Annotated in this window: 10 protein-coding genes; all 10 read left to right on the plus strand. The window is 34.5% G+C overall.

Annotated elements, in window-relative coordinates:
- Positions 1-1,124: 1,124 nt before the first annotated feature.
- A complete protein-coding gene (locus ACQY44_RS24015; protein WP_428232801.1) occupies positions 1,125-4,298 on the plus strand; it encodes a SusC/RagA family TonB-linked outer membrane protein in 3,174 nt (1,057 codons plus the stop codon).
- Positions 4,299-4,478: 180 nt separating this feature from the next.
- A complete protein-coding gene (locus ACQY44_RS24020; RefSeq protein ID WP_428232802.1) occupies positions 4,479-6,059 on the plus strand; it encodes a RagB/SusD family nutrient uptake outer membrane protein in 1,581 nt (526 codons plus the stop codon).
- A 114-nt stretch (positions 6,060-6,173) separates the two neighbouring features.
- Positions 6,174-7,565, plus strand: a complete 1,392-nt coding sequence (locus ACQY44_RS24025; RefSeq protein ID WP_428232803.1) for a glycan-binding surface protein — start codon at positions 6,174-6,176, stop codon at positions 7,563-7,565.
- Between the two features lie 106 nt (positions 7,566-7,671).
- A complete protein-coding gene (locus ACQY44_RS24030; RefSeq protein WP_428232804.1) occupies positions 7,672-9,174 on the plus strand; it encodes a cellulase family glycosylhydrolase in 1,503 nt (500 codons plus the stop codon).
- A gap of 401 nt (positions 9,175-9,575) precedes the next feature.
- Positions 9,576-9,743 (plus strand): IS3 family transposase, encoded by a 168-nt coding sequence (locus tag ACQY44_RS24035; RefSeq protein ID WP_428232805.1) that lies wholly within the window; start codon positions 9,576-9,578, stop codon positions 9,741-9,743.
- 618 nt (positions 9,744-10,361) lie between these two features.
- The gene (locus tag ACQY44_RS24040) at positions 10,362-12,695 is read left to right on the plus strand and encodes a glycoside hydrolase family 2 TIM barrel-domain containing protein (protein ID WP_428232806.1); all 2,334 of its coding nucleotides are present in this window, start codon (positions 10,362-10,364) and stop codon (positions 12,693-12,695) included.
- Between the two features lie 23 nt (positions 12,696-12,718).
- Complete coding sequence (locus ACQY44_RS24045; protein ID WP_428232807.1) at positions 12,719-14,704, plus strand: glycoside hydrolase family 97 protein; 1,986 nt, start codon at positions 12,719-12,721, stop codon at positions 14,702-14,704.
- Between the two features lie 471 nt (positions 14,705-15,175).
- Positions 15,176-15,379, plus strand: coding sequence for a hypothetical protein (locus ACQY44_RS24050; protein ID WP_428232808.1), 204 nt, complete (start codon positions 15,176-15,178; stop codon positions 15,377-15,379).
- 38 nt (positions 15,380-15,417) lie between these two features.
- Complete coding sequence (locus tag ACQY44_RS24055; protein ID WP_428232809.1) at positions 15,418-17,619, plus strand: glycoside hydrolase family 3 C-terminal domain-containing protein; 2,202 nt, start codon at positions 15,418-15,420, stop codon at positions 17,617-17,619.
- A 71-nt stretch (positions 17,620-17,690) separates the two neighbouring features.
- Positions 17,691-18,985, plus strand: a 1,295-nt coding sequence (locus ACQY44_RS24060) for a glycoside hydrolase family 43 protein (protein WP_428232810.1), incomplete at its 3' end; no start/stop codon positions are given.

The raw sequence follows: 18,985 nt of genomic DNA on the forward strand, positions 1-18,985 counted from the left end.
AAAAATATCTCATCCGAAAAAAGCATAAAGGATTATTGAAAAACACAAATTTTAAACAGCAGTAAGCTTTGATTTACTGCTGTTTTTTGTTTTTATAAGTACCCCATTCTAAATACAATTTTGACTGTATTTTTAAAGAATAAGTATGTAATTGGAATAATAAGAGATTTTTTAGTGTTAAAATAATTATTTTAAACATTAACAAATATGAATATGTAATAAAATAGAATTTTTTTATGGCAATTTCAGCAATTGGTAAAGTATTTTGATACAAAACTACTTTAATTTGATATTTTATTCCCGTTAATTTTTTTATTAAAAAAATTTTTATCAACTATAAATCATTTTTTTTCATTATTAAAAAAAAACATTATCACTTCCTTCCTTTTTTTATAAAGTTTTATGGTTTTTGCACAATAGAATTGTGCCCAAGCGATTAAGTTGGCATAATCTTAAGTGTTTAGTACGGCTATTGGAAAACCCGATTTTGTAAAAGCATAAACTATAATGCAAGACTGTGTCAGCCAGAAAGTTGTTACGTCAAGAAAAAAATAATATATAAAAAATAAAGTTTGAGATCGATTATTATACATCGAAATTTAATACAGCAAAAGAGGGCATATTAAGTTTAGAATTATTCAACTATAGATTAAATTAATTACAAAAATGTTGCTTATCATAATGTAGTATTTATTTGCATATCCAATCTAATTCTGACAAACTGTAAACTCCCCGAAATTCTATTTAATCAAGCAATAAAACTCTCAATAAAACCCGAACCCTTAAGAAGCTGTCTTTTTTTATTGAAAAAGACAGCTTCTTAGTTTCTTTTAAATAATAGAAAATTGATTTTATTATTAAAACTATAATTTTTTAAGGAATTAAATATTGTAATGAAATAAATAAAGTGTTTTTTTTATGTAATTACAATAATTGCAACAATTGATGCAGTCTTATGATACAAAAAGAACCGTTGTTTGGTGTTTTTTTTTTATTTATTTGACCCAATGTTACATGAATAATGCTTTCGATAATGAAATAATAAATATGAGAATATTTCAAGATAAAAAAACATCTTTTGATGTAAAATAAATAACCAACTTAACTAACAAAACCAATCAATTATGAATGAAAAACATGTAATTCGACGCTTTGTGAAAGCGAAAAAACTTTTTAGTAAATATGCCTTTCTGCTGATGCTTTGTTCATTTAGCTTTGCGTCAGCTCAAGGTTCTGAAGAAAAAATTACAGGTACTGTATTAGAAGGCACAAATAGTGAGCCAATTTTTGGAGTTACCGTTGCTCTAAAAGGAAGTAAAAATATTACTTCTACAGATGTTACAGGGTCATTTTCTATAGTAGCTAAAATTGGCGAGACGCTTATCTTTAGTTATATAGGCTTTACCAAGCAAGAAGTAAAGATTACCAGCAATAATTTAACCATTCGTTTAAAAGAAGATGTAAAATCATTAGATGAAGTTGTGGTAATTGGTTATGGTAAGTCAAAAAGAAGAGATATTACTGGTTCAGTTTCTTCAATTTCTGGTAAAGACATTACACAAACAAGCCCTACAACATTTGATCAGGCATTGCAAGGTAAAGTTGCTGGTGTTATTGTGCAGCAAATATCAGGTCAACCAGGCGGAGGAGTATCTATACAAATACATGGTATATCTTCCATTAGTGGGACTAACTCGCCATTATATGTTATAGATGGTGTTGTAATTCCACCTACAAATAATCCTGGAAATGGTTCTAATCCATTAAATACGATCAATCCATCTGAAATAGAATCAATAGATGTATTAAAGGATGCTTCGGCCACTGCTATTTATGGTTCTCAGGCAACCAATGGTGTTGTTGTAATTACTACTAAAAGAGGTAAATCAGGCCCACCAAAAATATCTTTTGAGGGTTATTTTGGTTTTCAACAGGTACCTTCTAGGCTTAATACAGTAAGTTTACAACAGATTGCAACATTTCTAAACGAAAGAGCTGATGTATGGGGTTTTGATAAGAGACCTGAATTTGCTAATCCGGCATATTTAGGTAAAGGTACTGATTGGCAAAGTGAATTGTTTCGTAATGCGCCTCAAAGCAATTATTCACTTTCTGTAAACGGTGGAGATGACAGAACTCAATATTTATTTTCACTCGGTTATTTCGATCAAGAAGGAATTGCTTTAGGATCTAATTTTAAAAGATATTCTGTCCGTTTAAATTTGGATAATAAGACGACAAGCTGGCTTAAAATAGGTACTAGCATTCAATTAGCAAATGTTGTTGAAAATGTAACTACTTCCAATTCAGGTGTAATTCAAGATGCTTTAAGATTAACACCCGATGTTCCAGTAAATAACGCTGATGGTAGTTGGGGTGGTATTTCTAATACTTCTGATTGGGTTATTCCAGTGGTAAATCCAGTCGCTATGGCTACTATTAATACCAATATGAACTATAGATATCAAATATTTGGTAATGCGTATGCCGAAATAAGATTTTTCAAAGATTTATCACTGAGAAGTGAGGTTTCTGGAAATTATGATTTTAATACAAATAAATCGTTCAGACCCCAAACTACTTTTGGAAAATTTACCACTCCTGATCCAACTTCAGGATCATTTAGCTATAATCAAAATATTAATACTGTTATACGAAATTATTTTACATATAGCCATAGTTATGGTAAAAGTAATATTAATGTTGTGGTCGGTCACGAGGCTAATTTAAATTCTAATGCAAATGTGTCTGCTGCACGTTCTATTTTTCCTTCTAATAATGTGCAATCTGTTTCCAGTGGTGATCCCACTACGGCCACAAATGGTAGTACATTTGGTGACGGTTCTTATGAATCTTATCTTGGTCGTATTAATTTTAACCTTTTAGATAAATACCTGTTTACGTTGAATATACGTGAAGATGGTTCTTCAAATTTTCCAACAGGAGCAAGATGGGCAGCTACATCTTCTGGTGCCTTCGCTTGGAAAATAAAGAATGAAAAATTTTTAGAAAATGTAAAAGTTGTTAATGATTTAAAGTTACGTCTTGGCTATGGTATAACCAATAATCAAGGTATACCAGGAAACACTTTTGTTTCTCAACTTACTACAGTTCCAAACGGCTTGTCTGGTATAGCACAGTATCAAAGTAATTTGGCTAATCCCAATGTGCATTGGGAAACAACAAAAAATGGTAATATAGGATTGGATGGTACTTTTTTTAATTCTAAAGTAAATTTTTCGGTTGATGTTTATGACCGTTTTACAGATGGTCTTTTATTGAAAGTACCACTTCCAGAGTATTCCGGTACAAATACAGGTTGGTCGCCAGGTTCGATGAGTGCACCTTATGTAAACGTTGGTTCTGTTAGTAATAAAGGAATTGATGTTAGAGTAGGAACTACTAATATTAGCACTGAAAATTTTAATTGGAAAACAGATATTACCATATCTCACAATGTTAATGAAGTAATGAGCTTAGGTAATGGTGGTGAAGATGCAAGCCTGCAAAAAGATGTTTCAAGAACAGTAGTAGGTAAACCTGTTGGGTCATTTTATGGCTATGTGTATGATGAGATATATGCTACTGCTAGTGATTTTCAAACACATGCCTTGCCGGCTGACCAAAGCTTAATTCCTCGTCCAGTTACAAAATCCTATGGTGGTATTTGGTATGGAGACCGCATGTACAAAGACTTAAATGGGGATGGAATTATTGACACAAGAGATCAAACTTTCTTAGGTTCTCCTTTACCTAAATTACAATTTGGATTCAATAATACGGTTTCCTATAAAAATTTTGATCTTAATATTTTCTTTAGTGGAAGTGTTGGTAACAAAGTGTACAATCAAGTAGCCTTGTCACAAAACAATCCTTTAAATAACACCAGTTATTTTGTAGGTGTGTTAGATTATGCCCGAACTGCTTTGATCGACCCTAATGGTAGTGATAGTGATGTAAACAATGTTTATGTTACCAACCCAAATACCACTATTCCTAGTCTAAGAAATGATGATACCAATGAAAATAGCCGTATGACTAATATTGCTTTGGAAGATGCTTCGTTTATCCGTTGTAAGAACATAACCTTAGGATATAATTTTCCTAAAAAAATATTGGAGAAAGTGCATTTAGACTCTGTAAGATTTTATGCCAATGTTACCAATGTATTTATTATAACAAAATATAGTGGCATGGATCCTGAAATTGGTTCTTGGGATCCGCTTCAAGCAGGTTATGATGCAGGTTATTATCCTCAGGCAAGGTTATATACTTTCGGTTTTAATGTTAGATTATAACAAAATGAAATATGAATCGCTCTAAATATTTTGTTTGCTTGCAATTGAAAAATTATCGGACTCTAATTAAAATAGCATTAATTACATATATGAAATTTCTATTGACTAAAGCATATTGTACAAGTAAAATATTTCGAATGCAATTCATTAAATGTTAACAAAATATAAAATATTTAAAATATGAAATCAACAAATAAATTAATTACTCTTATACTATTGCTTGTGGTTATAGTTGGATGTAGTGAGGACTTTCTTGACCGTCCGTCTCAATCCCAGATAAGCGCCAATAATTTCTATAAAACAACTAGCGATATGAGATTGGCTACAGCTAGCCTATATTCAGCTGCTTGGGGGCAATGGAATAATGGTGCAATGTTAAATCTTGGCGATGTTTTGTCAGGAAATGGAACTACAGGTCAATATCAGGGTGCTGATCAAATTCAACTTTACGCACATAGTCTTTCCGCTTCTAACAGTATTGTGAGAAGCGCATGGGTAGGTATGTATAATGTTATTGGTCAATCCAACAATACAATTCTAGGTATAGAGCAATATGCTCCAGCTACTATTTCCGAAATTGATAAAAAAGCGGCTATTGCCGAAGCAAGGTTTATAAGAGGTGTAGCTTATTTTTATTTGGCTATTCATTGGGGTGCTGTTCCTATTGTTGAGGATAATAGTAAATTAATTGATAATCCATTAATTTATCGTGCAATTATTTCCGATGTATATAAATTCGTAACTAACGATCTTACTTATGCAGCAGAGAACCTTCCAGTTATGGATGAAAAAGGCCGTGTAACCAAATGGTCTGCGCAAGGTATGTTGGCCAAAGTATATTTAACTATGGCATGTTTACAACAAACTGGCGGATCTCGAAAACAAGAGTACTTAGATAAAGCTAAGCTATATGCAGGCAGTGTATGTAAAAACAGCGGGTTAATTCTACATCCAAGTTATTATGATTTATTCAGAGTACAATTTAACGATGTTCCAGAAGATTTATTTGCTTTACAATGGACTGCACCTGCGGAGTATAATTTAGGTAATATTTTGAACAACCTTGCGCCATCTGCTGATCTTATGCCTCAAAAAACTGGAGCATGGTCTTCAATGCATCCTACATACGAGTTTTATTTAGCGTATACTGCTCAGGATTCTATAAGACGTAAAGCCACTATGATGCTTACTGGAGATAAATATCCTGAATTAAATGCTGCTGGTGGTGGTTATAAAGCAACCGGTACATATATGAAAAAACACATTATTGGTAACGATAAAGACAACAGTTCGCCTCTTATGTCTTGGTCGGCATCACCTGAACATAATGCGATTCTTCGGTTAGCAGATGTGTATTTAATTTATGCCGAAGCTATTTTGGGAAATAGTAATAGCACAACAGATGCAGATGCATTACTTTACTTTAATAAAGTGCGTGAAAGAGCAGGTATCAATCCAGTTACGAGCTTAAATTATGTTGCTATTCTTAACGAAAGACATATTGAGCTAGGTTATGAAGGTCAATATTGGATGGACTTGGTAAGACTTTCTTATTGGAATCCTGTTAAGGCAATTAATCTTTTAAACGCACAAGATAGACGTTTGTTTACATATGATCCTATACTTAAGGAGGCTACACCAGATGAGACAACAATAGCAAGCGTTATCCCTGCAACAGTTAGTTCATTTACATTGCAAATACCAGCTACTGAGATGACAGCCAACCCAAAATTGGCGAAACCACCAGTTCCTTATTATTAATAATTAAAAACTATAATTATGAAAAATTTTTTAAATAAAAAAAATATTCATTATTTCCTAATGTTCTGCTCGGTTGCATTTTGTATCATCTTAGCATCTTGTAGTAATGATAATATGGGGACACCTGTCATTACTGGTGTAAGAAATTATGTTGCCTCTCCTAATGATACTATAATAGATAGTGCTGTCGCAAAAGAGCAGTATGTAGTTATTGAAGGACAGAATTTAGGAAGTGCACTTAGAATCTCTTTTAATGGTGTACCAGCTACATTCAATTACAGCTTCTTAACTCCTAATCATGCAGTTGTAAAAATACCAGCTATCGTTTTTTCGCAAATAGATGTGAACAAACTCTATACTATCGAGTATGTAACAAGTGAAGGCTCAACAACTTTTTCGTTTAAACTTGGTCCAGAGGCACCAGTTATAACAGCTATTTCTGATGTATTTACAGAACCTGCCGATTCAATTTTTATTTATGGTACTAATCTTGTTTTAATTAAAAAGTTGTCTTACGGAGGAACGGCAATTACTTCGTTTAAACCAAATGTTAGCGGGACTTCTGTTGGTTTTGTAATGCCAGCACCAGCACCTACCTCTGGAAATGTCGAAATAGATGCGTATGGTGGCATGGCTATTTTTAAAATAGCGGCAGATCCAATCATTTTTTCTATTTCTAACGAGAACGCTGCAGTAAATGATTCTGTTTTTGTTTATGGTCAATACCTTAAAGGAGTCGAATCCTTTTCTTTCGGTGGCACAACAATTTCTTCTTACAAATTAAACAATAATGGAAGTTCTATTGGTTTTGTTTTGCCATCATCACCACAAAAAGGGCCAGTAGCGATTACAACATCCTTTGGGTCGGTTACTACGTTTTATGATGTAAATGATATTTATGGTACATCATCATTATCCATTTGTGATGGGGGTGATAATTGGCAATTCTGGGCAGCAGATTTGTATAGTGGAGATCCAAGCTCTGGATGGCCTTCCTATACTCCTGATTTTCCAGGAACTAAATCCCAATTTTTGGTAATTGATCAAGGGACACTACTCGCTGGTGCTGGTCAGCCTTGGGATCGTGCCATAAGGTTGGATTCTAAAAATTGGGTGGCACAAGCCAATATTAATGATCCTGTTGAGAATTATGCTCTTAAATTTGAAATGAGTATCCCTAATGCTTGGAATGGCAGTTCAATGCTTATACAGACCGACAACGATACCTATACCTATAGGTGGGAACCATGGAAAATATCTGCTAATATTAGCAAAGCTTATAGTACAAAAGGCTGGATAACTGTCACCGTTCCTTTTACTGAGTTCCGTGCTAAAGATGCTGCACTCGGCGTAGGAAGAGGTAATTCAATGACAGAATTAATTAGTTTATTAGGTACTTCAGGAAAGAGTGGATTCTATTTATATGCACATAATTATAGTACTTCTGCAACAGCAACTGGCTTTAAAGCAGCATTTGATAACATCAGAGTTGTAAAAGTCAAATAAGTAAATCAATAATTAAAAATAGAGGGAATAAAATCTGTGGGTAAAACAGATAAATTGAATTTACCCACAGCTTTTAAAACAATAAAATTAACAAAAAGAAATAATAATGAAAAAAATTAAAAATCTTTACAAAATTGCAATGTTACTTTTTGTAGTAACAGCTGTCATTTCTTGTTCAAAGGATGATAGTGGTAAAGAAGCAAAACTAGTTGTTTCGACTGATAAGGCTGTTTTTGAGCCCGAAGGAGGCGTAATAGAATTTACTATTGACTCTAATGCAAAATGGAAAATAGAAAATTCAAATGAATGGGTGAAAATAGATCAAATAGCAGGCGACGATGGTACTACTACAGTCGCTTTGACGGCAGTTAAAAATCTTACAACCATTTCTAATTTGGCTGTTATTAGGATATCTGCCGATAATGGTCAAGCAAGGCGTATTACAATTAATCAACCACCTTATTTATACCCATCTTTTAATACGTCACCAATTGCACCAGATGCTACAGGTATGGGAAGTACGGCAACGGAAATAAATGCAGGTATTAAATTGGGAATCAACATTTGGAATACTATGGAAACTCCTGGTGATGAAACTACTTGGGGTAATCCTAAGATAACACAAAACCTAATTACTGTACTAAAAAGCGCTGGGTTTAATGCGGTACGAATTCCTTGTCAATATTGGGTTTCTCATGCTGATCATGCAACTGGAAAAATTGATGATACTTGGTTAAACAGGTTAAAGGAAGTGGTTCAGTATTGTGTTAATGAGGATATGTATGTGCTTGTTAATGATCACCATGATGGTTTTTCGGATTTTAAAGCGACTGGAGGACAATTAGATAGCATAAAAGCAATTCAGAAAATTATATGGCAACAAGTAGCTACTAAATTGCGTGATTTTGATGAAAAAGTAATGTTTGCAAGTAGCAATGAACCTGATGCTACAACATTAACTGAAGTTACCAATTTGCACGATTTTCACCAAATTTTTATCGATGCTGTCCGTTCTACAGGAGGGAAAAACGCTTATCGTACTTTAGTGCTACAAGTTCCAAATACATCTCTTGATTTAGCTCCTTTCTTTTCAGTTGGTGCAAATCCTGGTTTACCAGTTGATAAGGTGCCTAATAAATTGATACTTGAATTTCATTGGTACTCTCCACCAAATTTTTGTATACTTGGAGGAGATGCTAGCTGGGGAAGAGAATGGCGTTATTGGGGTAAAAACTATAAATCAACTACCGACCCCTTGCATAACTCAGATGCAGGATTAGAAGAAGATTATATGGAAAGTACCTTATTATTGGCTAGACAAAGATTTGTAGATAAAGGTATTCCCTTAATGATGGGTGAATTTGGTGTGCAATACCATGCTGATCATTGTCCAACTCCTGCAGATTCATTATTGTCTTTAAAGTCAACGGCACATTTCTATGCGCATGTCGTAAAAACCGCTCGTGCTAATAAAATATCTCCGTTTTTATGGGCTGGTGTTATAAACAGAGTAACTGAAACATTAGACAACCCAAGGGATTTAGATTCACTGCGCTCGGGTGCTGAATTGCCATTATTGTATGGAAAACAAGTGAACAAAAAGAAATAAGTTTTTATTAATCTGTACATACAAGTACAGATTAATAAAAATTGATTAAAAACCATTGGAGAAGAATTAGTATGGAAAGCTAATGAACTTTAATGGTTATTTTTCAAATTATACGTAATGGAATTAACAAATATTGCACAAAAAAACATCAATTTAACTCAACTGCGGATGTGGTATTTACTTAAATCAAAATTATATTATGGAGGCTATTTTGTCTTGTTTTTTTGCAAAACTTTGAAGTTTGTTTTTTGGATGAAATTATTAATGTTAAAACATGAAAGCAATTGAAACTATTATTACCATTAGGCTATTAGTTTTGTCAAGCAACAGTCACAGGCCCAGTTTTATATTTCATTCCGACAGAGGTGTCCAATAGACCAGCAAAAAGTTTGTAAATATTCGTGATTGCTATAAAAAAAAATAGCAGTAGGAGTCTTACAGAGAATTGCTGGGATAATGTTGTAATTGAAAGCTTCTTCAAATCTTTGAAAACTGAATTGATTTATGGAAATAAACTGATTTCTAAAGAACAAATTAAACTAGAAATCTTTCTATGCATCGAAATTTGATACAGTAGAAAGAGGACATATTCAGCTTAGAATTATCCAACTATAGAACAATTTAACAATTACAATAATGTTGCTTAACTTAATGTAGTGTTTATTTGCATGTCCAGTCTAATCCTGACAAACTGTAAACTCCCCCACATTGTACCTAACTAAGCAGTAAAAATCTAAAAAAAAACGTAACCATAAAAGAGCTGTTTTTATTTATTAAAAAAGATAGCTTTTGAGTTCCTTTCAAACTGTAAAAGGCTGATTTTGTACATTCAAATTTTATTGTATATGAGATTGATCTTCTTATTAAAATAACAATTTTTTTAAGCCATTAAATATGGGAATGAAATAAATTGAATGTTTTTTTATGTAATTATAAAAATTGCAACAATTGATACAGTCTTATGATACAAAAAGAACCGTTGTTTGGTGGTGTTTTTTTATTTATTTGGCCCAATGTTACAGGAATAATTCTTTAGATAATGAAATGATACCATAATAAAGTATTGATAAAATAAACATAACAAGATGTATAAAATTAATTCACACACAAAAAAAAATTTTACAAAACAAATAGTATTGGCATTCATACTTGTTGCAAGCTCTTTTTCTGGATACACGCAAAAAAGTTTGGAAAGAAAACAATTATTTGATTATGACTGGAAATTCTTTTTAGGTGATAATTCTGAAGCCAAGGTAAATGATTTCAATGATGCGAAATGGAGAAGTCTAGATCTGCCACACGATTGGAGCATTGAAGGAAAAGTAAATCCTAAAAATATTACTAAAAGTGCAGGAGGATATTTTCCAGCAGGGATTGGCTGGTATCGAAAAACTTTTCAGGCACCCGATGCTTGGAAAGCTCAAAAAATAGCTATTTATTTTGAAGGTGTTTATATGAATTCTGAGGTCTTTATAAACGGAAAATCGTTGGGTGTTCGTCCTTATGGTTACACTTCATTTAGCTACGACCTTACACCCTACCTGAATTTTGGAAAAGAAAACCTAATCGCTGTGCGGGTGGATAATTCGCAGCATTTAAATAGTCGTTGGTACAGTGGCTCAGGAATCTATCGCCACGTATGGATGATGTTAACTAATCCAGTACACGTAGCGCAATGGGGTACTGCAATCACAACTCCTACAGTGTCTGCAAAAAAAGCAACAGTTCAGATACAAACATTAGTCAAAAACGAAACCGCATCTGCCCAGAGCGTTCTGGTAAAAACGCTTATTTTGAATAATAATTCTAAAAACATAGGGAAATCTCAGATACAAATTGAGATTCCAGCTAATAGCGAAAAGGAAATCAATCAAACCATAAACGTGTCAAATCCTTTACTTTGGACACCTGAAACGCCAAATTTATATCAGACTCAAATTCAAGTTTTAAAAGATAAAAAAGTAATTGATGATACAAAAACCACTTTTGGAATTCGTTCCATAAAATATACTGCTGAAAATGGATTTCAATTGAATGGGAAGACTTTGAAAATAAACGGAGGTTGTGTTCATCACGAAAATGGTTGTTTAGGTTCTGCAGCCTTCGATCGTGCTGAAGAGCGTAAAATTCAATTACTCAAAGCTGGTGGATTCAACGCAGTGAGAACTTCTCACAATCCTCCTTCCGAAGCATTTTTGGAAGCCTGTGATAGATTAGGCTTACTGGTTATGGATGAGTCGTTTGATTGTTGGAAAGTCGGTAAAAACAATAATGATTATTCTAAATATTTCAACCAATGGTGGCAATCTGATTTGGAGGCAATGGTATTACGCGATCGAAATCATCCTTCGATTATCATGTGGAGCATTGGTAATGAAATACCGGAAAGAGGAGAACCAGAAGCTATTGAAACCGCTAAAATGCTTATAAATGCTATAAAGAAAATTGATAAAACTCGTCCTGTAACATCTGCTATTGTAGATAATGGTAAGGATTGGTCGGTCTTTGATCCGCTTATGGCGGTACACGATGTTGCAGGATATAATTATCACTTGCATAGTGCGCCAGACGATCATAAAAGAGTGCCTTCAAGAATGATTGTTCATACGGAATCGTATCCAAAAGATGCTTTTGTTAATTGGAAATTGGGGCAAGAAAACAATTCCATAATTGGTGATTTTGTATGGACAGCAATTGATTATCTTGGTGAAGCCGGTATTGGTAGGACATTTTATTCCGGTGAAACAACAGGTGAAAGTTGGGATAACGAAATGTTTCCCATTCATGCTTCCTATTGCGGAGATATTGATTTGATTGGTTGGAGAAAACCTATTTCGCATTACCGAAGCATGTTGTACAACAATAACGAGAAACTATATATGGCCGTTCGCGAACCTGAACCAGAGCCATTGGAAATCAAAACAACAACCTGGTCGGTATGGCCAACGTGGGAAAGCTGGACGTGGCCAGGATTTGAAGGTAAAACGATTCAGGTTGAGGTATATTCTAAATATTCTAAGGTAAGACTATATCAAAACAACAAGTTAATTGGCGAACAGTCAACAACCCTCGATCAGCAGTTTAAGGCTACTTTCGCGCTTCCATATTCTGCAGGTACACTTAAAGCTGTTGGAGTAGAAAACGGAAAAGAAATAGAATCAACCATTTTACAAACTGCTGGAGATACTACAAAAATAAAACTTACAGCCGACAGAAGAGAGATACTTGCAAATGGACAGGACTTGTCATATATAATGGTTGAAATAACAGATAAGGATGGAATAATCCAACCGAATGCGACAAATCGTTTAAATTTCAAAATTGATGGGTCTGGTGTGATTGCAGGAGTTGATAATGCCAACATTAAAGATGTTGACTCCTATGTGGATAACTCGCGTAAAGCATGGAAAGGCAAGGTATTAGTGGTGATAAAAAGCACACGCGATGCGGGTAATATAAAACTAACAGTTAGCTCTCCGACTTTAGAAGAAACAGTAATAAACATTAAATCAGTTAAATAATAATGGTAAGAAACAGTAATCGAATGAATAGTTTTTTTTTATATGTAGTAACAATATTGTTTTTATCAACAACTGTAGGAGTTGCTCAGGTCATCCATGTAAAGTCTCCCAACGGAAAGATTGATATGGTTGTAGAAAATGGAGCAAGAATGGAATGGTCCGTCAAACATGAAAACACGGAAGTTATTACTCTTTCCGCCATTTCGTTAAAACTCGGTAGTGGATTAGTTTTAGGAAACAATGCAAAAATTGTCAGTGTTAAAGAGTTAAAAGTCAACACCACTTTTGCTACACCACTTTATAAAAAGAAAATGGTGGTTGATGAATATAATCAGCTTACTGTAACCTTTAAGGGCGATTTTGGTCTTATTTTAAGAGCCTACAACGATGGTGTGGCTTACCGTTTTTTTACAGCCCAGAAAGGGAAAATCATTATCGAATCGGAGGAAGCCAATTTTAACTTCAGCAAAGATCATAAAGCCTTTGTTCCCTATGTGCGTGATCTAAGGGAAAAGGATATGTATTCTTCTGCTTTTGAATCCACTTATGATGAAATTTTGCTTTCTAAGTTTGTAAAAGATTCACTGGCTATTTCTCCGCTTCTTGTCGATTTAGGAAATGGCAAAAAAGCGGCTATCATTGAGGCTGAGTTAGACGATTATCCAGGAATGTTTTTAACAATTAATAAGCAGAATAACCAAGGTTTACAAGGGGTATTTGCCCATTATCCGAAAGAAGAGCGGTTGGGAGGTTATAATAATATGAACTATATGGTTTCGAAGAGGGAACTGTATATCGCCAAAACAAACGGTACTAGAAATTACCCATGGAGAGCAATCATAATAAGCGAGAGCGATAAAGATTTGGCGAATAATGATATGGTTCAAAAACTTTCTGCTCCTTCTCAAATTGCAGATGAAAGCTGGATAAAACCAGGAAAAGTAGCGTGGGATTGGTGGAATGATTGGAATATTTCGAAGGTTGATTTTAAGGCTGGTATTAATACGGAAACTTATAAATATTACATTGATTTTGCTTCCAAAAATCATATTGAGTATGTAATAATAGATGAGGGTTGGAGTGAAGAAACCGACATGATGAAAATTTCACCAAATATGAACATTGAAGAGATCATCAATTATGGAAAGCAGAAAAATGTGGGTATTATTCTCTGGGCTTCATGGTATGCCGTAAATCAGGTTTTAGATGATGCTTTTTCTAAGTATTCAAAAATGGGAGTTAAGGGGTTTAAAATTGATTTTATAGATCGTGATGACCAAAAAATGGTAAAATCATTATATAATGTTGCTAAAAAGGCTGCATCATATAAACTTTTTATTGATTTTCACGGAATGTATAAGCCTACTGGTATTCAGCGCACTTACCCTAATATTGTTAATTTTGAAGGAGTTAAAGGTTTAGAGAATGCAAAATGGACACCAAATGATGATATGCCACACTATGAGACAAGTATTCCTTTCATTAGGATGCTGGCTGGACCAATGGATTATACACCAGGGGCAATGCGTAATGCAACAAGATCAGACTTTCGACCAAGTAATTCTTTGCCGATGAGTCAGGGAACAAGAAGCCATCAATTGGGGATGTTTGTTATTTATGAGGCGCCACTGCAAATGATGGCTGATAGTCCTACAGCATATATGAATGAACAGGAAAGTACTACATTTATTTCTCAGATCCCAACCACTTTTGACGAAACAATTGCTCTCGATGGGAAAGTTGGGGAATATATTGCTCTCGCCAGGAAAAAAGGAGATAAATGGTATGTAGGAGGTTTAACTAATTGGTCGCCAAGGGAAATGAAGATAGATTTAACTTTCTTAGATAAAGGGAGTTATTCAGCCGAAATTTTCAAAGATGGAATTAATGCAAACAAAAATGCGACAGACTATAAACGCGAAATAATTAAAGTTAAAAATACAGATAAGCTAACACTAAATATGGCTAATGGTGGTGGTTTTGCTATTATAATTAGCCCCGAAAAATAAATACATTATTCAAGAATTAAAAATGCTCTTAATAAATAAATTAAATCAATGATTTTTGATAAAAAGGAAGCCAAAGTATGAGGTTAGTTTAATAAATGATTATTCCAGAACCTATACACTGTGGTATTTTATCAGATGAAATTATAAGATTTGAAGGGAATTTAGATAGCAAATACCAAGGCTTAGTTGTAATTTCTGCAATAAATGAAGTAATGCCCTAAGTAAAAAATATCAAGGTATAGGTCAAATGTGAGCTTTCATGCGTGCAAAAGACAATCTAATATTAAGGGGGATAATGTATATATAGATATAATAAATGGGATAATTCAGGATATTGTTTTATTATTCAAATTGCCCCAGATGAATATATTAGTAGGTATTACAGCAATAATAATATTTTATAAGAAAGATCAATCAAAGGTAATTTGCCTATGAGATGTGTTTAATATAAAGTTTCAAGAAGATAAATGGATGCCTTTTCGTATGCTAAATGGTGACGAAACCTGGCAACATGATTGTGTGTTTATGACAGGACGTAATGCAATGATTGTCCAGTCTGTAGACAGACAAATTATTCCGCCTCAGAGGGCCAAACCAAGCTGCTTGGAGTCTGCAAAAACAACAGGAGTTCAAACTACTGCTATTTATAAGGTGATTACTTATGAAATTAAATAAGCATAACAGTAGTTTTAGAAATAATAGAATACAATATTATGATAAAAAGAAAAATTAGTGTCTTAGTAATACTATTTACGCTGTTGTCTGTTCAAGGATGGGCACAGGAGGCTGTCTATTTAGATGTAAATAAACCTATAGAAGCTCGTATAAAAGATGCATTGTCACGAATGACATTAGAAGAAAAAGTGGCACTTTGCCATGCTCAGTCAAAATTCAGTTCAAAAGGAGTTCCTCGTTTAGGCATTCCAGACGTATGGTCTGCCGATGGTTCGCATGGTGTGAGCGATGAGAAATTATGGGATGAATGGAATGGGGCGCAATGGACGAATGACTCCTGCACTGCTTTTCCAGCATTAACCTGTCTTGCGGCAACATTCAATCCCCAAATATCGTTGCTTTACGGTAAATCTATTGGAGAAGAAGCCCGATACCGAAACAAAACCATGTTGCTAGGACCAGGAGTTAATATTTATCGTACACCGCTCAATGGTCGGAACTTTGAATATATGGGTGAAGATCCTTTTTTGGCTTCACGCATTGTAGTGCCATATGTTCAGGGTGTACAGTCTAATGGAGTTGCAGCTTGTGTAAAGCACTTTGCATTGAACAATCAGGAAATTTCCCGAGGCGAAATCAATGTAAATGTAAGTGACCGAGCATTGCAAGAGATTTATCTTCCAGCTTTTAAAGCTGCTGTTCAGGAAGGGAAAGCGTGGTCAATCATGGGGGCCTATAATAAAATATGGGGTGTACATTGCTGTCACAACGACATTTTGTTGAATAAGATTCTGAAAGATGATTGGAAGTTTGATGGCGTGGTGGTCAGTGACTGGGGGGGTGTTCACAATACAGATGAAGCTGTCAATGGTGGGCTAGACATTGAGATGGGTACCTATACCAATGGATTGACAACACAAGGTCATTTTCCTTTTTCTAGCTATTTCTTAGCAGATCCATTCTTGAAAGGAATTAAATCAGGAAAATACGAAATGTCAAAGCTTGATGATAAGGCAAGCCGAATCTTGCGAATGATTTTTCGCACTACCATGAGTGCTAATCGCCCTTTCGGTCGTTTTGTATCACCCGAACATAGTTCAGCAGCCAGAAAAATAGCAGATGAAGGCATTGTTCTTCTTAAAAATAACAAACAGTTTTTACCCATTCCTGAAGGCAAATACAAAACGATAGCTGTGATAGGAGAAAATGCTACACGTAGTCTGATTGTTGGAGGAGGTTCTACGTCGCTTAAAGCGGAATATGAAGTTTCACCATTAGAGGGATTAAAGAAAAAATACGGTGAAAATCATATTGTTTACAGCATGGGTTATGCTTCGGGTCCATCGCTTTATGGGGCTGAAGAACCTTCTAAATTAAATTTAGACTCCTTACAAAACGCAGCTGTTGATGTTGTCCGTCATGCCGATGTGGTTCTTTTTGTCGGCGGGTTAAATAAAAATTATTTTCAGGATTGTGAAAGTGGTGACCGCAAATCTCTTAGTTTGCCATTTGAACAGGATAAACTGATTGAAGCAATACTGAAAGTCAATAAAAATGTTGGCATAATTTTACTAAGCGGAAATGCAGTTTTGATGCCTTGGTTAGATAAAATACCAGCTGTTGTACAAGGATGGTATCTTGGCTCTGAGGCGGGAAATGCTTTGGCAGATATAATTTCTGGTGAAGTAAACCCTTCAGGGAAACTTCCTATCTCATTTCCTAAAAAACTGAAAGATGCTGGGGCACATTCCTTCGATAAACTCTGTTATCCAGGTGACGGTGTCAACGTAAGTTACAAAGAGGATATTTTAGTGGGATACCGTTGGTTTGATACTAAAAAAATTCCTGTTCTTTTCCCATTTGGATATGGATTGAGTTATACAACATTTCAATATGGAAAACCTATGATTTCTTCAAAATCAATTACAACAGCCGATCCATTAGTTGTAACAATTACAGTAAAAAATACAGGAAAAGTTGCAGGAAAGGAAGTGGTTCAACTCTATGTTAAGGATGAAAAATCAAGTTTACCTCGTCCGCTTAAAGAATTAAAAGGGTTTGATAAAATCTCTTTAGAGCCCGGAGAGGAAAAAACGGTAAGTTTTACTTTAACAAAAGAGGCTCTTTCGTATTATGATGACAAAAAAAATAGTTGGATTGCAGAACCTGGTATTTTCAAAATTATGATTGGTGCTTCGGCCACCGATATCAAAGGTACAGTTGAATTTATTTTGAAATAGAACATTATACTTGATTTTAAAAAAATAATATGAAAAAAATAATATGAAAAAAATAATATGAAAAAAATAATATGAAAAAAATAATAATTCTTTTAGTTTACATTTTAGTGTTTTCTCACAACTCAAATGCTCAGGGTTATAAAAATCCTGTTATTTCAGGTTTTCATCCAGATCCAAGTGTTTGTAGAGTTGGTGATGATTATTATTTAGTTACCAGCAGTTTCGAATATTTTCCAGGAGTTCCAGTTTTTCACAGTAAAGATTTGATAAACTGGGAAAAGATTGGGCATTGTTTGACTCGTCCTTCCCAACTTAAATTAGACAAATGCGCACCTTCTTCAGGTATCTATGCACCTACACTCCGTTATCATAATGGTGTTTTTTATATGGTTACTACAAATGTATCTGGTGGAGGAAATTTTTATGTATATACGAATAATCCTGCTGGGGAATGGTCTGAGCCTGTTTTTGTGGAACAGGGAGGTATTGACCCTACTTTATATTTTGAAGAAGGCAAATGTTACTTTCTGTCAAATGCTGGTGGTATTATGATTTGTGAAATAGATATAAAAACAGGAAAAAAACTTACCGAAGGCAGAAGTGTATGGAATGGAACAGGCGGACGTTATCCGGAAGCGCCGCACATTTATAAAAAAGACGGATGGTATTTTCTGCTCATTTCAGAAGGTGGTACTGAATATGGACATAAAATGACAATCGCGCGAAGCAAATCTATTTATGGACCTTATGAATCGAACCCGTCTAATCCAATTATGACACACATGAATGAAAATGCACAAAGCAACCCAATACAAGGTACTGGGCATGGCGATTTTATTCAGGCACATGATGGGTCATGGTGGATGGTTTTCTTGGGCTTTCGTCCGCAAAGCTTACTACATCACGTATTGGGACGTGAAACATTTTTAGCTCCAGTTAGATGGGATACAAATGCTTGGCCGGTAATCAATGGCAACGGTACAGTAAACATAGATATGAATGTACCTACTCTACCCTTACAAGCTGTTAAACAACATAACCTTGATACCGATTTTGATGAAGCTAAATTAGGCGTTGACTGGAATTACCTGCGCAACCCATTTATGAGAAATTATTCTCTTGCAGAGAAAAGAGGTTCGTTACGATTGAAAACAAGTCCGGTTTCTTTGGATGATAATGATTCCCCTACTTTTGTCGGACGCAGACAGGAGCATGTTAATTTTTCGGCTAGCACTGCATTATCATTAAATGATAAAAAGGAAGGCGACGAAGCAGGGATGACAATTTTTTACACGAGTCAGGCACATTACGACATCTTTTTAAAAAAATCAGGAAATGGCAAACAAAAACTGGCAATACGTTATCG

Source organism: Flavobacterium sp. (genome assembly GCF_965277525.1).
Lineage (GTDB): Bacteria > Bacteroidota > Bacteroidia > Flavobacteriales > Flavobacteriaceae > Flavobacterium.

Bases quoted from the DNA above. Each gene is read 5' to 3' on its own strand.
- ACQY44_RS24015 (WP_428232801.1), top strand. From the start codon at position 1,125: ATGAATGAAAAACATGTAATTCGACGCTTTGTGAAAGCGAAAAAACTT.
- ACQY44_RS24020 (WP_428232802.1), top strand. From the start codon at position 4,479: ATGAAATCAACAAATAAATTAATTACTCTTATACTATTGCTTGTGGTT.
- ACQY44_RS24025 (WP_428232803.1), top strand. From the start codon at position 6,174: ATGGGGACACCTGTCATTACTGGTGTAAGAAATTATGTTGCCTCTCCT.
- ACQY44_RS24030 (WP_428232804.1), top strand. From the start codon at position 7,672: ATGAAAAAAATTAAAAATCTTTACAAAATTGCAATGTTACTTTTTGTA.
- ACQY44_RS24045 (WP_428232807.1), top strand. From the start codon at position 12,719: ATGAATAGTTTTTTTTTATATGTAGTAACAATATTGTTTTTATCAACA.
- ACQY44_RS24050 (WP_428232808.1), top strand. From the start codon at position 15,176: ATGCCTTTTCGTATGCTAAATGGTGACGAAACCTGGCAACATGATTGT.
- ACQY44_RS24055 (WP_428232809.1), top strand. From the start codon at position 15,418: ATGATAAAAAGAAAAATTAGTGTCTTAGTAATACTATTTACGCTGTTG.